At 64.8% G+C, this 18,188-nt stretch carries 18 protein-coding genes and 1 other RNA gene; 4 read left to right on the top strand and 15 right to left on the bottom strand.

Going from position 1 to position 18,188, the window contains the following annotated elements:
• Nucleotides 1–151: 151 nt before the first annotated feature.
• On the top strand, nucleotides 152–1,231 hold the full coding sequence (locus tag ASF04_RS06655; protein WP_056139266.1) for a hypothetical protein: 1,080 nt from the start codon (nucleotides 152–154) through the stop codon (nucleotides 1,229–1,231).
• On the opposite strand, the gene ASF04_RS06650 is transcribed toward ASF04_RS06655, so the two are convergent.
• Genes ASF04_RS06650 through dnaX form a run of 4 tightly spaced genes read right to left on the bottom strand, consistent with a single transcriptional unit; the run spans nucleotide 1,183 to nucleotide 5,901 of the window.
• Nucleotides 1,183–2,409 carry a CaiB/BaiF CoA-transferase family protein gene (locus ASF04_RS06650; RefSeq protein WP_056139264.1) on the bottom strand — a complete coding sequence of 409 codons (1,227 nt, stop codon included), beginning with the start codon at nucleotides 2,407–2,409 and terminating at the stop codon, nucleotides 1,183–1,185. The two genes, ASF04_RS06655 and ASF04_RS06650, sit on opposite strands and share 49 nt — an antisense overlap.
• A complete protein-coding gene (gene recR / locus ASF04_RS06645; protein ID WP_056139262.1) occupies nucleotides 2,406–2,996 on the bottom strand; it encodes a recombination mediator RecR in 591 nt (196 codons plus the stop codon). Before recR ends, ASF04_RS06650 begins: the two co-directional genes overlap by 4 nt.
• A 12-nt stretch (nucleotides 2,997–3,008) precedes the next feature.
• Nucleotides 3,009–3,344, bottom strand: coding sequence for a YbaB/EbfC family nucleoid-associated protein (locus ASF04_RS06640; RefSeq protein ID WP_019922569.1), 336 nt, complete (start codon nucleotides 3,342–3,344; stop codon nucleotides 3,009–3,011).
• Nucleotides 3,345–3,378: 34 nt separating this feature from the next.
• A complete protein-coding gene (gene dnaX / locus ASF04_RS06635) occupies nucleotides 3,379–5,901 on the bottom strand; it encodes a DNA polymerase III subunit gamma/tau (RefSeq protein WP_056139260.1) in 2,523 nt (840 codons plus the stop codon).
• A 164-nt stretch (nucleotides 5,902–6,065) separates the two neighbouring features.
• On the opposite strand from dnaX, the gene ASF04_RS06630 reads away from it, so the two are divergent.
• Entirely contained in the window at nucleotides 6,066–6,731 is a 666-nt protein-coding gene (locus tag ASF04_RS06630; protein WP_056139258.1) for a hypothetical protein, read from the top strand.
• Nucleotides 6,732–6,852: 121 nt separating this feature from the next.
• Here ASF04_RS06630 and ffs read toward each other — a convergent pair.
• Both ffs and ubiD read right to left on the bottom strand, forming a co-directional pair.
• Nucleotides 6,853–6,951, bottom strand: an RNA gene (gene ffs / locus ASF04_RS26560) — signal recognition particle sRNA small type.
• 15 nt (nucleotides 6,952–6,966) lie between these two features.
• Nucleotides 6,967–8,451 (bottom strand): 4-hydroxy-3-polyprenylbenzoate decarboxylase, encoded by a 1,485-nt coding sequence (gene ubiD, locus ASF04_RS06625; protein WP_082488593.1) that lies wholly within the window; start codon nucleotides 8,449–8,451, stop codon nucleotides 6,967–6,969.
• 507 nt (nucleotides 8,452–8,958) lie between these two features.
• Between ubiD and ASF04_RS06620 the strand changes: the two genes are divergently transcribed.
• On the top strand, nucleotides 8,959–9,864 hold the full coding sequence (locus ASF04_RS06620; protein WP_082488592.1) for a transglycosylase SLT domain-containing protein: 906 nt from the start codon (nucleotides 8,959–8,961) through the stop codon (nucleotides 9,862–9,864).
• A gap of 68 nt (nucleotides 9,865–9,932) precedes the next feature.
• On the opposite strand, the gene ASF04_RS06615 is transcribed toward ASF04_RS06620, so the two are convergent.
• The gene (locus ASF04_RS06615; RefSeq protein WP_056139252.1) at nucleotides 9,933–10,667 is read right to left on the bottom strand and encodes a class I SAM-dependent methyltransferase; all 735 of its coding nucleotides are present in this window, start codon (nucleotides 10,665–10,667) and stop codon (nucleotides 9,933–9,935) included.
• Between the two features lie 146 nt (nucleotides 10,668–10,813).
• Between ASF04_RS06615 and ASF04_RS06610 the strand changes: the two genes are divergently transcribed.
• Entirely contained in the window at nucleotides 10,814–11,680 is an 867-nt protein-coding gene (locus ASF04_RS06610; RefSeq protein ID WP_229204950.1) for a polysaccharide deacetylase family protein, read from the top strand.
• Between the two features lie 4 nt (nucleotides 11,681–11,684).
• Here ASF04_RS06610 and ASF04_RS06605 read toward each other — a convergent pair whose 3' ends face one another.
• The 8 genes from ASF04_RS06605 to ASF04_RS06570 are packed head-to-tail and all read right to left on the bottom strand — an operon-like array spanning nucleotide 11,685 to nucleotide 18,184.
• Complete coding sequence (locus ASF04_RS06605) at nucleotides 11,685–12,296, bottom strand: 4'-phosphopantetheinyl transferase superfamily protein (RefSeq protein ID WP_056139249.1); 612 nt, start codon at nucleotides 12,294–12,296, stop codon at nucleotides 11,685–11,687.
• 7 nt (nucleotides 12,297–12,303) lie between these two features.
• On the bottom strand, nucleotides 12,304–12,750 hold the full coding sequence (locus ASF04_RS06600) for a hypothetical protein (protein ID WP_056139247.1): 447 nt from the start codon (nucleotides 12,748–12,750) through the stop codon (nucleotides 12,304–12,306).
• Between the two features lie 12 nt (nucleotides 12,751–12,762).
• Nucleotides 12,763–13,995 carry a beta-ketoacyl-ACP synthase gene (locus tag ASF04_RS06595; RefSeq protein ID WP_056139245.1) on the bottom strand — a complete coding sequence of 411 codons (1,233 nt, stop codon included), beginning with the start codon at nucleotides 13,993–13,995 and terminating at the stop codon, nucleotides 12,763–12,765.
• Nucleotides 13,992–14,729 (bottom strand): 3-ketoacyl-ACP reductase FabG2, encoded by a 738-nt coding sequence (locus ASF04_RS06590; protein ID WP_056139243.1) that lies wholly within the window; start codon nucleotides 14,727–14,729, stop codon nucleotides 13,992–13,994. Before ASF04_RS06590 ends, ASF04_RS06595 begins: the two co-directional genes overlap by 4 nt.
• A complete protein-coding gene (locus tag ASF04_RS06585; RefSeq protein WP_056139241.1) occupies nucleotides 14,726–15,205 on the bottom strand; it encodes a hotdog family protein in 480 nt (159 codons plus the stop codon). Before ASF04_RS06585 ends, ASF04_RS06590 begins: the two co-directional genes overlap by 4 nt.
• Entirely contained in the window at nucleotides 15,202–16,395 is a 1,194-nt protein-coding gene (locus ASF04_RS06580; RefSeq protein WP_056139239.1) for a beta-ketoacyl-ACP synthase, read from the bottom strand. Before ASF04_RS06580 ends, ASF04_RS06585 begins: the two co-directional genes overlap by 4 nt.
• 5 nt (nucleotides 16,396–16,400) lie before the next feature.
• Entirely contained in the window at nucleotides 16,401–16,940 is a 540-nt protein-coding gene (locus tag ASF04_RS06575; RefSeq protein ID WP_229204949.1) for a DUF3261 domain-containing protein, read from the bottom strand.
• Entirely contained in the window at nucleotides 16,940–18,184 is a 1,245-nt protein-coding gene (locus ASF04_RS06570; RefSeq protein ID WP_200931071.1) for an NAD(P)/FAD-dependent oxidoreductase, read from the bottom strand. The genes ASF04_RS06575 and ASF04_RS06570 overlap by 1 nt, the downstream gene beginning before the upstream one ends.
• Nucleotides 18,185–18,188: the final 4 nt, after the last annotated feature.

Here is an 18,188-nt window from a genome sequence, read left to right as displayed (position 1 = left end):
TCTGCCCCCTGCCCGACGACCATCAGCGGCGCGTTTGGTTCCGCGCCGCGCATTGAGGCAGCGCAGAGGGCGGCCTGCGCCACCGCATAAGATGAGCTGATCGCCACGCCAGCCCGTCTTTTCGCTATCTTCTCGCCATCTTCTCGCCACCATGTCCGCCAACCCTGCCGCCAACTTCGCCACCGCGCTGATCGAACGCCACCGCTTCGAGGAAGCTTTTGTATTCTGGCACGCGCGCCATGCGGACGATGCGCAGGGAGCACTGGCTGCGCTCGCTTCGCTATCGCGCCAGGCCACGCGCGAGCGCCAGCATCAGCTGGCGGCCGGCTACCACGCCATGCACACGGCGCTGCGCCGCGGCAGCCGCTGGTACCCGGGCATGCTGGCCAATCGCCTGCTGCCGCTTGCCGACGTTGCCGTCAGCAGCCACCGCCTGCGCCATGATGCCGCGCAACTGGCCTATCTGCACCAGCTGGGCGTGCTGGGCGACGCCTTCCCACCGATCATTGCCCGCTACCGGCGCCTGGCGGCCCGGCTCGAATCGCACCTGGACCGCCACGACCTGCTCAGCACCGATGAACAGGACGCCATCGACGAAGCCTACGACCGCATCATCCACCTGCGCCCCACCCCGAGCGTGGCGCAAGCTTTTTCCAGCCATGCGCTGGCGGCCGCGCGCCGGCCCCCACCAGCCCACGGCATCGTTGTCATCGACGATTTTTTGTCACCACATGCATTGGACGAGCTATGGCGCTTCTGCGTGCAATCGACGATCTGGTTCGGCGAACAGGGCCATGGCCGGCTGGCCGCCACCTACGACCACGGCTTCAATTGTCCGCTGCTGGTGCAGGTGGCGCACGGCGTGTTTGGCGATGACCGGCAATTGCTGGGACTGCGGGCGGGCAAGCACCCGCCGCGCCTGCCGGGCGAATCGCTGCATGGCGCGGTGGATGGATTGAAGGTGCAGCTATGGCTCACGCCCGATACGGCCAATCTCGACCAGGCCAAGGGCGGCCTGGTGATCCGCGACCACGACGGCTGCGCGCGCCACATCCCTTACCGGCAAAACCGCGCAGTGCTGTTCGATGCGCGCCTGGCGCACGGTGCGGCCAGTTGCCACTTCCGCGATGACCATGCCAGCGCCCGCATCGAGGTGGCCATGCTGTATGCCTGGACCGGCTATTACAGCACGCCTTCCTTCCGCATGGCGGCGATCTCGTCATCGCCATAGCCGAGCGTGCGCAGCACTTCGTCGTTGTGCTGGCCCAGGGTCGGGCCGATCCACTGGGTGCGGCCCGGGGTGGCCGACAGCTTGGGCGAAATGGCGGGCAATTTGATCGGCGTGCCGTCGGCAAACTGGTGCTGCTCGAACATCTCGCGCGCAAGAAATTGCGGGTCGGTCATCATGTCGCGCACCGAGTAGATTTTCCCGGCCGGTACGTCCGCCGCCTGCAGCACGGCCAGCGCGCTGTCGATGTCGTGGGTGTCGCACCAGGCCTGGATGGCGGCGTCGATTTCTTCGGTGCGCTGCACGCGGCCGTCGTTGCGCGCCAGCTGGGCGTCGCCGGCAAGGTCGATGCGGCCCATGGCCAGCATCAGGCGCTTGAAAATCGCGTCGCCGTTGCCCGCAATGACGATGTTCTCGCCGTCGCGGGTGGTGTAGGTATTCGATGGCACGATGCCGGGCAAGGCGCCGCCGGTGCGTTCGCGTACCACGCCCGCGTGGTCGAACTCGGGCACCAGCGACTCCATCAGGTTGAACACCGATTCGTACAGCGCCACATCGACCATCTGGCCTTCGCCTTTGAGCTTGCCGCCGGTCACATCGCGGTGGCGCAGCGCCATCATGGCGCCGATCACGCCGTGCAGGGCCGCCACCGAGTCGCCGATCGATACACCCACGCGCACCGGCGGGCGGTCGGCATGGCCGCTCACGTAGCGCAGCCCGCCCATCGATTCGCCGATGGCGCCAAAGCCCGGCAAATCTTTCATGGGACCGGTCTGGCCAAAGCCCGACAGCCGCACCATGATGGTGGCGGGATTGAGCGCCTTCAGTTGCTCGTAGCCGAGCTCCCATTTTTCCAGCACGCCGGGGCGGTAGTTTTCGACGATGATGTCGGCCTCGAGCGCCAGCGCGCGCGCGATGGCGCGGCCACGCGCGTCCTTCATGTTCAGCGTCAGCGATTTCTTGTTACGCGCCTGCACCGACCACCACAGCGACGTGCCATCCTTGAGCACGCGCCACTTGCGGATCGGGTCGCCGTCGCCGGGCGCCTCGATCTTGATCACCTCGGCGCCGAACTCGGCCAGCATGCGCCCACAAAAAGGGCCCGCAATCAGCGTGCCCAGTTCCAGTACCTTGATGCCCGCCAGCGGTAATGCCGTGGCGGCCGTTTGCTTGTCACTCATGTCGTCCTTCGGTCCAGCATGGCGCGGGCGATGGTGCCGGCGTCCACGTATTCGAGTTCGCCGCCCATCGGCACGCCGCGCGCCAGCCGGCTTACCTGCAGTCCGCGCGCCTTGAGCATTTCGCTGATGTAGTGGGCGGTAGCTTCGCCTTCGTTGGTGAAATTGGTGGCCAGCACCACTTCGGTGACCAGGCCGTCCGCTGCGCGGGCGATCAGCTTTTCCAGGTGGATGTCCTTGGGGCCGATGCCGTCGAGCGGCGAGAGCCTGCCCATCAGCACGAAGTACAAGCCTTTATAGGTCAGCGTCTGCTCGATCATCAGCTGGTCGGCCGGCGTTTCCACCACGCACAGCAGGCGGCGGTCGCGCGTGTCGTCCATGCACAGGTCGCAGACGTCTTCTTCGGTAAAGGTGTTACAGAGCGCGCAGTGATGCACGGCGTTGACGGCCTGGTGCAATGCGCGCGAGAGCATGTCCGCGCCTTCGCGGTCGTGCTGCAGCAGGTGGAACGCCATCCGCTGCGCCGACTTCGGGCCGACGCCGGGTAAACGGCGCAGCGCCTCGGTCAGGAATTCCAGCGATCTGGACATGCAGGTGCTAACTTAGAAAGGCATCTTGAAGCCGGCTGGCAGGCCGGGGATGTTCATGCCGGCGGTCATGCCGCTCATTTTTTCGGCCGAGGTAGCTTCTGCCTTGCGCACGGCGTCGTTGAAGGCGGCAGCGACCAGGTCTTCCAGCATGTCCTTGTCGTCGGCCAGCAGCGACGGGTCGATCGATACGCGCTTGACGTCGTTCTTGCAGGTCATCACGATCTTGACCAGGCCGGCGCCCGACTGGCCTTCGACTTCGATATTGGCCAGCTCGTCCTGCGCCTTTTTCATATTGTCCTGCATGGCCTGGGCTTGCTTCATCAAGCCTGCGATTTGGTTCTTCATCATGATAGGTCTCTCCGTGTTGAAATAGTAAGGGGAATCAGGCAGCCGAAGCCGCTTGCGGCTGCGGCGGCACGATGGACCCGGGCACGACCCAGGCATCGAACTCGGTCAGCATGCGGTTGACCAGCGGGTCGTTGGCAATGATTTCTTCGGCGGCCCGCTGGCACGCGGCGCGGAACGCTTGTGCCTCGGCGCTGGCCGTGTACCAGACCGGGCCCAGCTCGGTATCGACACGCACCGCGCGCCGGAACCGCTCCGACAGCGCCGTGGTCAGTTTTTCGACATTGCCCGGCGTGCGCCAGGTTTCGATCGGCACGCGCAGATTGAACACCACGGCGTTGCCATCGCTGCTGCAATTGATCAGTTCGGCCTGCATGGCCAGTTGCTGCGCCACGCCGCGCAGCGGCAAGGCGGCCGCCACCGCCGGCCAGTTACCGTCCCAGTCGAGCGCAGGCACCGGTGTTACCACGTAGGCGTACGGCGCCTTGAGCGGTCCCGCCGCCGCGCGGGCCGGCATGACGATTTGCTGCTCGTCGCCGTAAGTGGACGATGCCGATGGCGCCGACGATGGCAGCGATGAGGCGTAAGCAGTCGATGGCGGCGCCATCGGCGACGACAGTGCGGCAGACATCGGCGCTGCGATGGCGCTGTCGTCGGAAAACTCGGTGACCCACGACGGCATGTCGTCGTCGCTCGACTGTTCCTCGTGGTATTGCGGCGGTGGCGACACCACGGGAGCAACTGGCGCAGCGGGCGCCACTGCCGCCTGGCGTGCCGGCGCTTCGAGTACGGCGGCGCCGCCACCGGCGTCGGCGGGCGGCATGTCTTCCCACGGCGCCGGGCGCGCCGCAGTGACCGGGCTGCCATGGCTGGCGGCCGGCGCCTGCGGCGGGACCGCTGCCGGCGCCATGGCACGCATATGCGGCGCTGGCGCTAGCGCGGCAGCCGGGGTGGCGGCCGGGACAGGAGCCGGAGCCTGTGCTGGCGCAGCTGCCGACGGTGCTGGCGCAGGCGGCTGCGCACGATTGCCACCGGGACGCGACGCGGCACGCGCTGCTTCCAGCGCGGCGTTGATCGCCGCCCGCGCCGGACTGACCGGGCCGGACGGTACCGCGGACGGTGCCGGTGCTGCGCTGGCGGCAGGCGCATGGCCAGGCGTCGGGGTTGGAGCCAGCGCTGGCGCCGGCGCCCGTACCGGCATCGCCGGGGCTGGAACCGGAACCGGGACCGGGACCGGGACCGGGACCGGCACCGACGGCGGCGCCTCGTTACGCGCCATGGCAGCCGCGCCGGCCATCACCGCCTGCGGCGTCACGCTGGCGTGGCTGGCCTGGATATTGGCAGCCGCCCGCGCCGGCGGCGTGCCGGCAGAACCAGCGCCGGCAGCAGCGCGCGCAGCCGCCACGCCGGCCGGGCGCGACATTGCCGGCGCAGCGGCAGGTTGTCCCTCGGCGCCGCCTACGCCGGGCCGAAAGGCCAGCATGCGCAGCAAGGTCATCGAGAAGCCCGCGTATTCGTCGGGCGCCAGGCCCAGTTCGTTGCGGCCGTGCACGGCGATCTGGTAATACAGCTGCACCTCTTCGGCCTCGAACTGGCCGGCCAGGCGCACGATGTCGGCGTACTCGGGCAAGTCGTCGGGCAAGGCGGCCGGCACCGTTTGCGCCAGGGCAATGCGGTGCAACAAGGTACCGAGGTCTTGCAGCGCGCCGTTGTACGACAGGCTGCGCGTGGCCATTTCGTCGGCCACGGCCAGCAGGTCGGCGCCGTCTTGCCTGGCCAGCGCGTCGAGCAGGCGGATCAAATAGGACTGGTCAAGCGCGCCAAGCATGCCCTGCACCGCTTCGAGCGTCACTTCGCCGGCCGCGTAGGCGATGGCCTGGTCGGTCAGCGACAGCGCATCGCGCATCGAACCGTGGGCGCCGGCCGCCAGCAGGCGCAGGGCCGGCTGCTCGAACGTGATCTGTTCCTGGCCAAGGATGTTTTCCAGGTGGCTGATGATGTGGCCGGGCGGCATCTGCTTGAGGTTGAACTGCAGGCAGCGCGACAGCACCGTCACCGGGATCTTTTGCGGATCGGTGGTGGCCAGGATGAACTTGACATGCTCGGGCGGCTCTTCCAGTGTCTTGAGCATGGCATTGAACGCGTGGTTGGTGAGCATGTGCACCTCATCGATCATATAGACCTTGAAGCGGGCATTGCTCGGCGCATACACAGCCTGTTCCAGCAACTGCGCCATCTCGTCCACGCCGCGATTCGATGCCGCATCCATCTCGATATAGTCAACGAAGCGGCCGGCGTCGATTGCCGTGCACGCCTCGCACACGCCGCACGGGGTGGCAGTGATGCCGCCATTACCGTCCGGGCCGATGCAGTTGAGCGACTTGGCCAGGATGCGCGAGAGCGTGGTCTTGCCAACGCCGCGGGTACCGGTGAACAGGTAGGCGTGGTGCAGGCGGCCGCTGTGCAGCGCATGCGTGAGCGCGCGCACGACGTGCTCCTGGCCGACGAGCGTTTCGAAGTTCTTGGGACGGTATTTACGGGCGAGGACTTGATAGGACATACTAAGATTTTACCGTAGATAGCGATTACTAAGCGCGAAGCGGCAATTGTAGCAACTTGGGGCCCGCTTGGGCCAGATTAGATATGGCGCCCGGCCGGCCAGCCACCGCCCCGTCGCGGTCCAATTCTCGCTTACAATTGTCCTTTCGCCCAACACAATCACCCATGAAGAAACTTGCCCTGCTGTCCCTGATGGCCTTGTCCGCCATCGTCCTGCCCTCGCACGCCGCCGAGCGCGAGTGGGCCAACTACAAATCCATGGTCGAAGGCTTGCGCATCGACCGGTTCTATTCGGTGCCGGCCGCCGAGCGCGACAAGATCAAGCTCTATATTAGTGTGAAGCCGGTCAACAAGGAGATCAAGCCGCAGGACGTGGTGCTCATCGTGGTCAACGGCGCCGAACGCCAGACCCTGCCGCCGCTCACGCCCGAGTACCGGCTCGACTTCGGCGCGCCCAATCCGCGCTGGATGGACGGCACCACGCGCATCGTCACCACCCTGCCCGCCGGCGAGAAATCGGCGATCGGCTACGAAGGCCTGGTCGTGCTGCCCGCCGGCCTGCAATGGAACTACGCCACCATCATGGGCAGCGTGGGCCAGATGAACAATGCGATCAATACCATGGCCGGCGCCATGCGCTGGTTCGCACCGAGCGTGGAAGTGGTGGTATTCAAGTTCGCCAAGCCCGCAACGCTGAAGGTCGGCGCCACCGAGTACAAGACCAATGCAAAGCACATGATCATCCTGAAGCCGGAAGCGGCCTTGATGAAGGCAAATCCGTTGATGGTGGCGTCCGAACGGCCGCTGGAGGCGGAGCTGCGCGACGAGTAGTCGGCTGCAGGCGTAAAAAAAGCTGCCCTGCGGCAGCTTAAGCACCTACAAAAAAGCTGATCGAAGGCAGCTTAAGTCCATACAAAAAAAGCTGCCCGAGGGCAGCTTTTTTGCTGAATTAGGAGGCGAGCCTGATCTGCGGCACTTATGGTTAACGGCCGTGGCTGCTTCGTTCCCGACCTGACCAGGTTAGCCATGCCACAATGCGCAGGGGCCCGCCAGCAATCATTATAACCTACAGCCCCAGCTCCTGCCAAATACCATCCACGTGCGCTTTCACCGCCGGCGTCATGGCGATGGTGGTGCCCCATTCGCGATTGGTTTCGCCGGGCCATTTATTGGTGGCGTCGATACCCATCTTGCTGCCCAGGCCGCTCACCGGCGAGGCGAAATCGAGGTAGTCGATCGGCGTGTGGTCCACCAGGGTGGTGTCGCGGGTGGGATCGACGCGGGTGGTGATCGCCCAGATCACCTCTTTCCAGTCGCGCACGTTCACATCCTCGTCCACCACCACGATGAACTTGGTGTACATGAACTGGCGCAGGAAACTCCACACCCCGAACATCACGCGCTTGGCGTGGCCTGCGTACTGTTTCTTGATCTGCACCACCGCCATGCGATAGCTGCACCCCTCGGGCGGCAGGTAGAAATCGGTGATTTCGCTGAACTGCTTTTGCAGCAGCGGAATGAACACTTCGTTCAGTGCCAGGCCCAGCACGGCCGGCTCGTCGGGCGGCTTGCCGGTGTAGGTGGAGTGGTAGATCGGATCGCGGCGCATGGTGATGCGGTCGATGGTAAACACCGGGAAGCTGTCCTGCTCGTTGTAATAGCCAGTATGGTCGCCGTACGGACCTTCGAGCGCATGTTCGTAACCGGACGGATGGTTTTCGTCCGGGTAGATATGCCCTTCGAGCACGATCTCCGCCGAGGCCGGCACCCGCAACTCGCTGCCGATCGCCTTGACCAGTTCGGTACGACTGCCGCGCAGCAAGCCCGCGAACTGGTATTCCGACAGGCTGTCGGGTACCGGCGTGACCGCCCCTAATATAGTAGCGGGATCGGCGCCGAGCGCCACGCACACGGGATACGGTTTGCCCTTGTTCTGCAAGGCGTGTTCGCGGAAGTCGAGGGCGCCGCCGCGGTGCGCCAGCCAGCGCATGATCACCTTGTTCGGTCCCAGAACTTGCTGGCGATAAATGCCGAGGTTCTGGCGCTTTTTGTTCGGTCCCTTGGTGATCACCAGGCCCCAGGTGATCAGCGGCGCGATGTCGCCGGGCCAGCAATGCTGGATCGGCAACCTGGCCAGATCAACGTCGGCCCCTTCCCACACGATGTCGTGGCACGGCGCGCCGCGCAACTCTTTCGGCGCCATGTCCCACACCGCCTTGACCAGCGAGCCCATGCCCATCAGATCCTTGAAACCTTTCGGCGGTTCCGGCTCCTTCAGGCGCGCCAGCACGTGGCCGATCTTGCGCAATTCGCTGACATCGTCGGCGCCCATGCCCAGCGCCACCCGGCGCGGGGTACCAAACAGATTTGTCAAGACCGGCATGCTGTGGCCGGTGGGATTTTTGAAGAGCAAGGCCGGTCCGCCGGCACGCAAAACCCGGTCCGAGACCTCGGTCATCTCTAAATGCGGGGAAACGGGCGTCAAAATGGACTTAATTTCGTCCATTCGTTGCAGCTGGGAAAGAAAATCGCGTAGATCGGTATATTTCATCGTTTTTTAATATTTTCTTACAATCGGGTGCACTGTTTAAAAATACAGTTCAAGTGGTTGATTTTATTGGTTTTCTAGCGCACACATGGCAAAAAGCTAGATTTAAAAGTTATAGCTTTCAATTGCGTTAGTATTGACTTGATATAATAGCGCCCCTACAATCTGCCCTACTTGAAGAGAACACCGCCTCCGGGCTCGTAGCGACCACAATGTGTCCCAACGAAGTTGTTGCTCATTCATTCACGGAGTCGGGGCTCCACATGACATTTTAAGGAGTGTTTTCAAAAGGCGTCTGCCTTACCCCCGAAAGAGGTTGTATTGCAACTGATCCACTCCCACTGCGAGGGATCAGCTCAAGCAAGCAATTACGGCGTCCATGCCCGCACCCACAGTGCGATGGACGGTGATATTTCTGATGCACGGCATGAGCACCCCAACGGGCTGCGTATTTCTTTATGTCATACGCTGGCAGGGACCCGCTTTTACGGCATTTCAGAGGGGAACTCTATGATTAATCGCTTCACCGGTGCTTCCGCATTTGCCAGCACCATCCTGGCTCGCCAGCCAGCGGCGTGGTTGTCCAACACCCGCATTTCGGCCAAGGGCGTATTGACCACCGCCCAGCACACTTTGACCATTCTTGGTGTGACCGCTCTGGTTGTTATGGCAGTACTGTTTTTCCGTCCCGACCTGGCCAAATCGCTGAGCGACAGCCTGAACCCGGTTCCTGAAGCCGAACCAATCAGCCTGGTGGCGCCACCGCTGTCGGCCCTGATGGACGCTCCAGCGCCCGCCGCAACGACTGCCGCCGTTGCTTCGTCGCAGTTATCAAGCGAAGAGAAAGCCCTGCTGGGCACCCAGAAGCAGCAACGCTGGGTGACAGACTGGCTGTCCAAGCGCTATCGCGTAGCGGGCGACGCCACCAATATGCTGGTGTCCACCGCGTACCTGACGGCCCGTGAAATCAAGCTCGACCCGCTGCTGATCCTGGCCGTGATGGCCATCGAATCGGGCCTGAACCCGTTCGCGGAAAGCCCGATGGGCGCGCAAGGCCTGATGCAGGTGATGTCCAAGGTACACCACGAACGGTTCCAGGAAATGGGCGGCCTGCAAGCGGCGCTCAACCCGGTCGCCAACATCCGTGTCGGCTCGCTGATCCTCAAGGATTACGTTACCCGTGGCGGTTCGGTGGAAGCCGGTCTGAAAAGCTACGTCGGCGCGGCCGCATTCGCCCACGACGACGGTTACGGCGCCAAGGTGCTGGCCGAGTATCAACGCCTGAAACAGGTATCGAGCGGTAAAAAGGTGCCGACCATCACCCCGGTGATGGCGCAATCGAAGCCAGCGCCAAAAGCGGAAACGCCAGCGGCACCGGCTGCCCCGGCTGCCGATACGCAAATCGCTGGTCTCTAATATATAGAGCACATAAAAAAATGGCCGGGTCCTGTGGGGGATCCGGCCATTTTTTATGGGCAAAATAATTACGGTTTGACCGCCACCAGGTTGATCAGGGTTTCCTCGCGCACCGCCTTCGGCTTGATGCGCAAGGCAGTTTCCAGCAGTCCCAGGTCTTCCCTGCTCCACCACAGGTACGGATACGACACCGCGCTGTCGGGCACCGAGAAACCGGCCGCGCGCACCAGCGCCAGGTATTCAGGCGCGGTTTTTTGCACGTCCATCGGGTGGGCGAATAGCAGGCGGATGATCCACGAGTGGATGTAACGGCGGGTGGACTCGGCAAACAGCAGCACCCCGCCCGGCTTGAGCACGCGGAAAAATTCCTCGATGGCCTTTTCCTGGTCGATCAGGTGGTGGAAGGTCTGGTGGCAAAACAGCAGGTCCACCGAATTGTCGGGCAGCGCGATATTGGAACTCGAGCAGCATATGAATTCGGCGTTGATGCCGGCGGCCGCCACTTCCTTGCTTGACGCTTCGAGCATCTCCGGCTCGATATCCATGCCGATCAGGCGCGTTGGCGCAAAGCGCTGGTGCAGCTTGGGCAGCGAGCGCCCGTAGCCGCAGCCCACGTCCGCCACCACCTCGAAGCTGCGGCGGCCGGTTGCAGCCGTGGCAGGCATCAGGCGTTCGAGATCCTGCAAGGCGCGTTCGAGCACGTGAACGGTCCAGGTCTCGGTGCGCAGAAACCATTTGCCGAATGCCGTTTCCGGCACGTGCGGGTCGCCTGGCGGCTGCATCGTTTGTAAATTGGCGCTCATACTTTCCCTGTTTGGCTGTTTTGATATTGAAATTCGCTACGCTGCCAGCCGCGTACGGCTTGCGCGTCGATCACGTACAATGGCGGTCCTTCTTTGGTCGCTCCCCCTCGTCCGTGCCAGTATTCCGCATCCGTACACTGCTTGCCTTGCCACTCCTGCTGTCACTGTCGTGCCTGGGACTGAGTGCGGCTGCGCAGAACGCTGCGGCACGAGCGACAACGATAACGACGACAACGCCGGCACCAATTCGCTTCCTGCTCACCTTTGACGATGGCCCGGCCGCCGCGTCCAGCGGCAACTCCACCGTGCGCATCCTCGAGACGCTGGCGCAGAACGGCCAGCAACCCGGCATCAAGGCGGTCTTCTTCACCCAGACCCGCGCCTGGCACGGCGGCGGCACCGACGTGGGCCGCGCCCTGATCCGGCGCGAACACGACGACGGCCACCTGGTGGCCCTGCACAGCGCCACCACCTTCCATTCCAACCACCGCTTCATGAGCGGCCAGGCACTCGATGAATCGATGCAGGACGGTGTGGCAGACCTGCTGGCCATTACCGGCGTGCCGCCGTCCCTGGTGCGCCCGCCGTTCTGGGCCTACAACGCCGACACCCTGCTCACGTATCACGCTTACGGCCTGCAGATGCTGCTCACCGACCTCAATGCCAACGACGGCAAGATCTACGGCATCAACTGGAGCTGGCACAAGCGCGCCAATATGCTCAAGCACCTGGCCGAGACGCGCGTGCGCTGGGCCGCCGGCCACATGCCGGAAGTCGATGGCGCCACGCCGGTGGTCGTGACCTTCCACGACGTCAATACCTATACCGCGCGCCACCTCGAGGAATACCTCGCGATCCTGGTGGACGTGGCGCACGAACTCGATGTACCGCTGGCGGTCAGGCCGTTTTACGACAACCGCGAAGAACTCGAACGCGCCGCATTGGCCAGCACCGTGGCCGACGCCGCATCGCGGCCGCAACTGCCGGGCTTCTGGAACTGGCTCTGGCAATAAGGCTTCACATCAGCGTCACCAGATCGATCCGGGGCGCCTCATCCAGCCTGCGCGCGCTGCACACCACCACCGACAACTGGTCATGCGCAATCGCCACGAAGTGGCCGTCGGCCCCCAGCTTGAAGCGCGCTTCCTTTTCACTCCACGAGCGATAAAAACCGTCGACGCGTTGCGCGGTGGGCAGCGCCTGCCACCGGGCGATCTCCTGCGCATCGAACGCCTGCGCAGCCAGCGCGTCGAGATCGCGGCTGGTGTCGAGCAGTTCGATATCGAGGCCCAGCCGGGTATGGGCGCTGACCGCGCAAGCAACCCAGCGGCCGCTGTGCGAAATCGAAAACCCGCCCTCGAATCCCTTGGCGGCCGGCGCAGGGGCAGCGAGCAACGGCGCACCGGCCACCTGCTCTTCCAGCACCACCGCCCGCGCCGACACGTTCAGCACCTGTCCCAACGCCATGCGCGCCAGCACCCGTCCGATGACGAACTGGCGCAGGCGCTGCGCGCGCGCAAAGCGCTGACAACGGGCCTGCTCGCCCGGCGCCAGCCATTCGCGCCAGCGCGGCAGGTCGGCGTCAGCCACGGCGTCGGCATCGACCATGAGCAAGCTGGCGGTGGTCATCAACGCCTTACTTGGCCAGCTTGACGAAATCGGCCTTGAGCGCCACGCCGGCCATGATGGCGCCGTCGGCGCATTCATATTCGGTCACGCTGGAAAATTCCTGGTCCTTGTAGTTGGAGACGATATTCACCACCGCATCGGCGCCCAGTTCGTTGGCGCGCTTTTGCAGCGCCAGCATCGCCGACAGGAACACCCATTGGCAGGCCGTATCGGTCGATTTGTTAAAGCCGTTGGTGCGCTGGCTGGTCTTGTCGGAAGCGATCACGCTGGCGATCTTCGGCGTTTTCTGGCTGCCGAAATAAAACTTCACCGTATCGCCCAGGCGCTGCTGGGCGTTGTTGGCGGCCAGCGCATCGGCGATCGGCAGCTTGACCATGGTGTCGGCGGCAAATGCGTTGACCGACGTGGCGGACGACGCGACCAGCAGTGCGGCGATGGCAAACATTTTTTTCATGATTAACCCTTTCTATTTGTCGTAGCGTTTGAAAATCAGGGAGGTGTTGATACCGCCAAAGGCAAAGTTATTCGACATCACATACTCGCATTGCAGCGCACGGCCCGCGCCGGCGATGTAGTCCAGTTGCGCGCACTCGCCGTCCAGCTGGTCGAGGTTGATGGTGGGGGCGAACCAGCCCTCTCGCATCATCTCGATGCTGATCCACGCTTCCAGCGCGCCGCACGCGCCCAGCGTGTGGCCCATATAGCTTTTCAGTGAACTGATCGGCGTGTTCGCGCCGAACACCGCCAGCGTGGCCTGCGATTCGGCGATATCGCCCTGCTGGGTGCCGGTGCCGTGGGCGTTGACGTAACCGATGTCGTGCGGTTGCAGGCCGGCGTCGCGCAGCGCCAGACGCATGGCCGTTTGCATGGTGGCTGCATTCGGTTGCGTGACGTGGCAGCCGTCGCTGTTGGTGCCGAAACCCACCAGTTCGGCGTAGATGGTGGCGCCACGCTGCTGCGCGTGTTCCATGTCTTCGACGATCAGGCAGCCGGCGCCCTCACCGATCACCAGGCCGTCGCGGCCCGCGTCGAACGGGCGCGGCGTGGTGTGGCCGGCGTCGTTGCGGGTGCTGGTGGCGAACAGCGTGTCGAACACCGCCGCTTCGGTCGCGCACAGTTCCTCGGCGCCGCCGGCCACCATCGCCAGCTGCTTGCCGGCGCGGATCGCCTCGTAGGCGTAGCCGATGCCCTGGCTGCCCGAAGTGCACGCGCTCGACGTGGTGATCACCCGGCCGGTGATGCCGAAGAAGACGCCGATATTGACCGGCGCCGTGTGCGACATCATCTTGATGTACGTGGTGGCGTTGATGCCCTTGGTTGTGCGCTCCTCCATCATGCGGCCGAAGTCGCCGATGGCGCTTGGCGTACCGGCGGACGAACCGAACGACACCCCCATGTCGCCACTTTGCAGCAGCGGGTGTTCGAGCAGGCCGGCGTCTTGCAGCGCCAGTTCGCTGGCGCGCGTGGCCATCAAGGCCACGCGGCCCATGCTGCGGATGGCCTTGCGGTTGTAGCGCGGCGTGAGCTCGAACGGCGCAGCGGGCGCGCCCAGGCGGGTGTTCAAGCCTTCGTAGTCTTCCCAGTCGGCCATGCGCACCACGGCGTTGCGGTACTCGCCCAGGCGCGCGCGGATGGTGGCCCAGTCGTTGCCGATCGGGCTGATGCCGGCCATGCCGGTGACAGCGACGCGACGGCTCATGCCAGGCCGCCGTTGACGGAGATGACCTGGCGCGTGATATAGCCCGCTTCCTCGCCGATCAGGAAACTGACGGCGGCAGCCACTTCTTCCGGCTTGCCCACGCGGCGCGCGGGAATCATCTTGAGCGCTTCGTCCATCGGCACGTCGCCGATCATGTCGGTCTCGATCAGCCCCGGCGCCACGCAGTTGACGGTGATGGCGCGCTTGGCCAGCTCCAGCGCCAGCGCCTTGGTGGCGCCAATGATGCCGGCCTTGGCGGCGCTGTAGTTAACCTGACCGCGGTTGCCGATCAGTCCCGACACCGAAGCGAGGGTGACGATGCGCCCGGGTTTGCGGCGCTGGACCAGCGGCATCACCAAGGGATTGAGCACGTTGTAGAAGCCATCAAGGTTGGTTTGCAGGACGATGTCCCAGTCCTCGCCCGACATGGCGGGGAACGCGTTGTCGCGCGCCACGCCGGCATTGCATACCACGCCGTAGTAGCAGCCGTGTTCCGCGATATCGACTTCAAGCGCAGCGGCGGTGGCGGCGCGGTCGCCGATATCGAACTGCAGCACGCGCACGGCGCGGCCCATGGCCGCGATGTCGGCGGCCACGGCGTCGGCTTCGGCACGCTGGCTGCGGCAATGGAGCACCACGTCGTAACCGTCGCGCGCCAGGCGCAGCGCGATCGCCTTGCCGATGCCGCGCGACGAACCCGTGACCAGCACGCTCATGGACTTATTCTGATTCATCCTGCTTTTCCATCTTCGAGAAATTGATTGACATTATCGGGCTGGAACACTGTCACCGTGGCGGTAGCCAGGGCCGGTGCACCTTGACCGGCAGCGGCTGCATCGATCCTGCAGTCGAAGGCGCCCAGCCCGTTTTCGCCTTGCAGCACGCGGTGCACTTGCACGTGCAGCACGCTGCCCGGTACAAAATACGGCACGGCGGCCTGGTACTTGCGCGAGCCGAGCAGGAAACCGACCTTCACCGCCTCGTCGCGCCGCAGGGCTTTCCAGCCCGCGTGCGCGGCAATCGCCTGCGCCATGTATTCGATGCCCACCCAGGCGCCCACGCCTTCGCCGGTGGCCAGCATGCTGCTGGCGTGGATGCGCACCTCGGCGCACAGGTTGTCGTCGTCCGCGCTCACCACGCGGTCGAGCAGCACCATGGCCCCCGAGTGCGGCAGCAGGTCGCGGACCGGTGGCAGCGGTGGCAGCATCATGACACGCGTCCCAGCAGCAGCGCCGCGTTGGATCCGCCAAAGGCAAAGGAGCTGCTCAGCACCCGCCGCAGCGGCCGGCCCAGCGCCGCGCCGGGCGCCACCAGGTTCAGGCGCGGCAGATCGGGATCGGGCACGCCGTCCCACAAGTGCGGCGGCAAGCGGCCTTGCCGGTTATCGTCCTGCATCGCCAGCCAGCACAGTGCCGCTTCGATGGCGGCCGCCGCGCCCAGCGTGTGGCCCGTGAACGGTTTGGTCGAACTGACCGGCACGTCCGTGCCGAACAGCGCAGCGATCACGCGCGACTCCATGGCGTCGTTCTGCGGCGTGGCCGTCCCGTGCATATTGATGTAATCGATCTCGCTGGCGGCAACGCCCGCACGCTGCAAGGCCTGCGTCATCGCCAGCGCGGCACCGGCGCCGGTGGGATCGGGCGCGGACATGTGGTGGCCGTCGGACGATTCGCCCCAGCCCATCAGGGCAACCGAGGTGTCGTCGTCTGCCTCGGCGGTCATCAGGAACAGCGCCGCCCCCTCGCCGATATTGATGCCGTGGCGGTTGGCGCTCATCGGGTTGCATGGCGCCGCGCTCACCGATTCGAGCGACGCAAAGCCGGCCACCGTAAATGTGCACAGCGAATCGGCGCCGCCGGTCACCACGGCGTCGCACAAGCCCATTTTGATCAGGCGCGCGGCGCTGGCCATGGCCTTGGCGCTCGACGAACAGGCGCTCGAATGCGCATACGCCGGTCCGGCCACGCCCAGTTCGTGCGCCAGCATGACGGCCGGCGAACCCATTTCCTGGCGGTCGTACTGGAAGTCGGCGGGCAGCGCGCCCTCGGTGGCATAGGTGCGGATCGCGTGCTCGGTCTCGCCGATGCCCGAGGTGCTGGTGCCGATCACCACGCCCACGCGGTCGGCGCCGTGGCGCGCAACCGCTGCATCGACTGCCGGGCGGATTTGCGCCAGCGCGGCCAGCACCAGCGCGTTGTTGCGGCTTCGCAGGGCTGGCGGCAGGTGGTCCATCGACGGCAGTTCGTCCAGCACCCGGCCCAGCGGCAGTTCGCGGTCGGGCGTCCAGGCGCGGGTGGGCGCCACGCCAGCTTCGCCGGCGAACAGGCGCGTCCTCACCTGCGCGTGGCCGGCGCCCAGTGCGCAAACAATGCCGCAGGCGTTAAGGTAGTAATTCGACATATGTTTCAATCGGCGGCAAACTGAATGGTGAGCTTATAGTGATATCGCAGGTTTTCCAAGACCACCGTGCCACTCCAGCGCGGCTGGCCGCTGTAGACTATTTTCATGATAGCTTCGTCGTCGAGGTACAGCGTGCGGGTGGTGCCTTGCTCGGCAATACGCCAGCCGGCCGGCAGCGCGGCAGCCACCGCCTCGGCCGGCCACAACGTCAGTTGCATGTCTTCCAGCACATCCTCGGCCTTGACCTGCGACGGCAGCATGATATGGCGCCACGACGTCAGTTCCTTGCCGTCGTAATGCAGGGTGAGCACGCGCTGGCCCATGGCCAGGCCGACCACGTCGATCGCGTCCGGCTCCACCTGCAAGGCCACGTCCATGTCGTCGGTGCGGCCGGCCCGTTCGACTTTCAGGTGCTGCTGCACGCTGATCGACGCGCCCAGCGCGGCGGGCGGCAGCTTCAATCCAAGCCGGGCCTGCGGCGGCGGTGCGGTAGTGGCGCAGCCGGCCAGCACCAAGGCCGCCAGCAACGCTGCAGCTTTGTGCATCAACCAGCGCATACCGCCTCCAGCGCCGCCAGCCGGCGCGGCGTCTCTTTCACGTACGGGTTGGTCTGGTCCCACGCATAGCCGGCCAGGATCGACGCGATCATGCGCTTGATTTCCGGGCGCTGCTCCTGGTGGAAGATGATGGTCTGGAAGCCGCCCGCGTACCACGATTCGACAAAGGCGCGGAAGGTATCGACACCCTTGCGCAGCGGTGCGCCGTAGTCGGCCTGCCAGTCCACGGTTTCGCCGGCGAACTGGCGCTGCAAGGCGGCAGCCGCCAGGCTGGCCGACTTGAAGGCGATGGTCACGCCCGAGGAGAAGACCGGATCAAGGAACTCGCCGGCATTGCCGAGCAAGGCGTAGCCCTCGCCCCACAATTTATCGACGTTGGCCGAATAGCCAGTGATCTGGCGCGCCGGCGTATCCCACACGGCGTCGGCCAGCAGCGCATGCAGCGACGGTTCTTCCGCGATGATCGCCTGCAGCCGCTCGGTGGGCGTGCCCTGGTACTGGTCGAGGAAGCTGGTTTCGGCCACCACGCCCTGCGAGCAGCGCCCGCCGGCAAAGGGGATAGTCCAGAACCACACGTTGCAATGCTTGGGGTGAACCGTCACGCGGATCTTGTTGCGGTCAAAGTGGGCGCCCCGGATGCCGTCTTCCACGTGGGTGAAGATGGCGCCGCGCACCGGGAAGTTCGATGGCGTTTCGAGCTTGAGCAGGCGCGGCAAAATGCGCCCGAAGCCGCTGGCGTCGAGGATGAAGCCGGCGCGCAACTGGTATTCGGTGCCGTCCGGCTTTTTGACGGTGACCAGGGCCGGTGCGCCATCCCGCCCCGGCACGATGTCGAGCACCTCGTGGCGGTAGCGCACCTCGGCGCCGAAGCGCTCGGCCTCTTTCGCCAGGATATGGTCGAAGTGGGCGCGCTGCACCTGGTACGTGGTGCCCCACCCTTTTGAATGCTTGTCGCGGAAATCGAAGTCCGTATAGCAGCCGTCGCGCATGAAGGCGGCGCCGTTCTTGAACTGGAAGCCCGCCTCCACCACCGCTTGCAGCATGCCGGCCTGCTCGAGGTACTCCATGCTTTGCGGGAGCAGGCTTTCGCCGATCGAAAAGCGCGGGAACTCTTCGCGCTCGATCACCAGCACCTGGCGGCCCTGCTGACGCAACAGCGCGGCGGCAACGGAACCGGCCGGGCCGGCGCCGACGATCAGGATTTCTACGGATTCAGGCTGCACGCCGGTCATCGCG

Source organism: Duganella sp. Leaf61 (assembly GCF_001421905.1).
Lineage (GTDB): Bacteria > Pseudomonadota > Gammaproteobacteria > Burkholderiales > Burkholderiaceae_D > Rugamonas > Rugamonas zoogloeoides.
The sequence above is the reverse complement of the archived record's forward strand: the minus strand, read 5'-3'. Positions and strand labels throughout refer to the sequence as shown.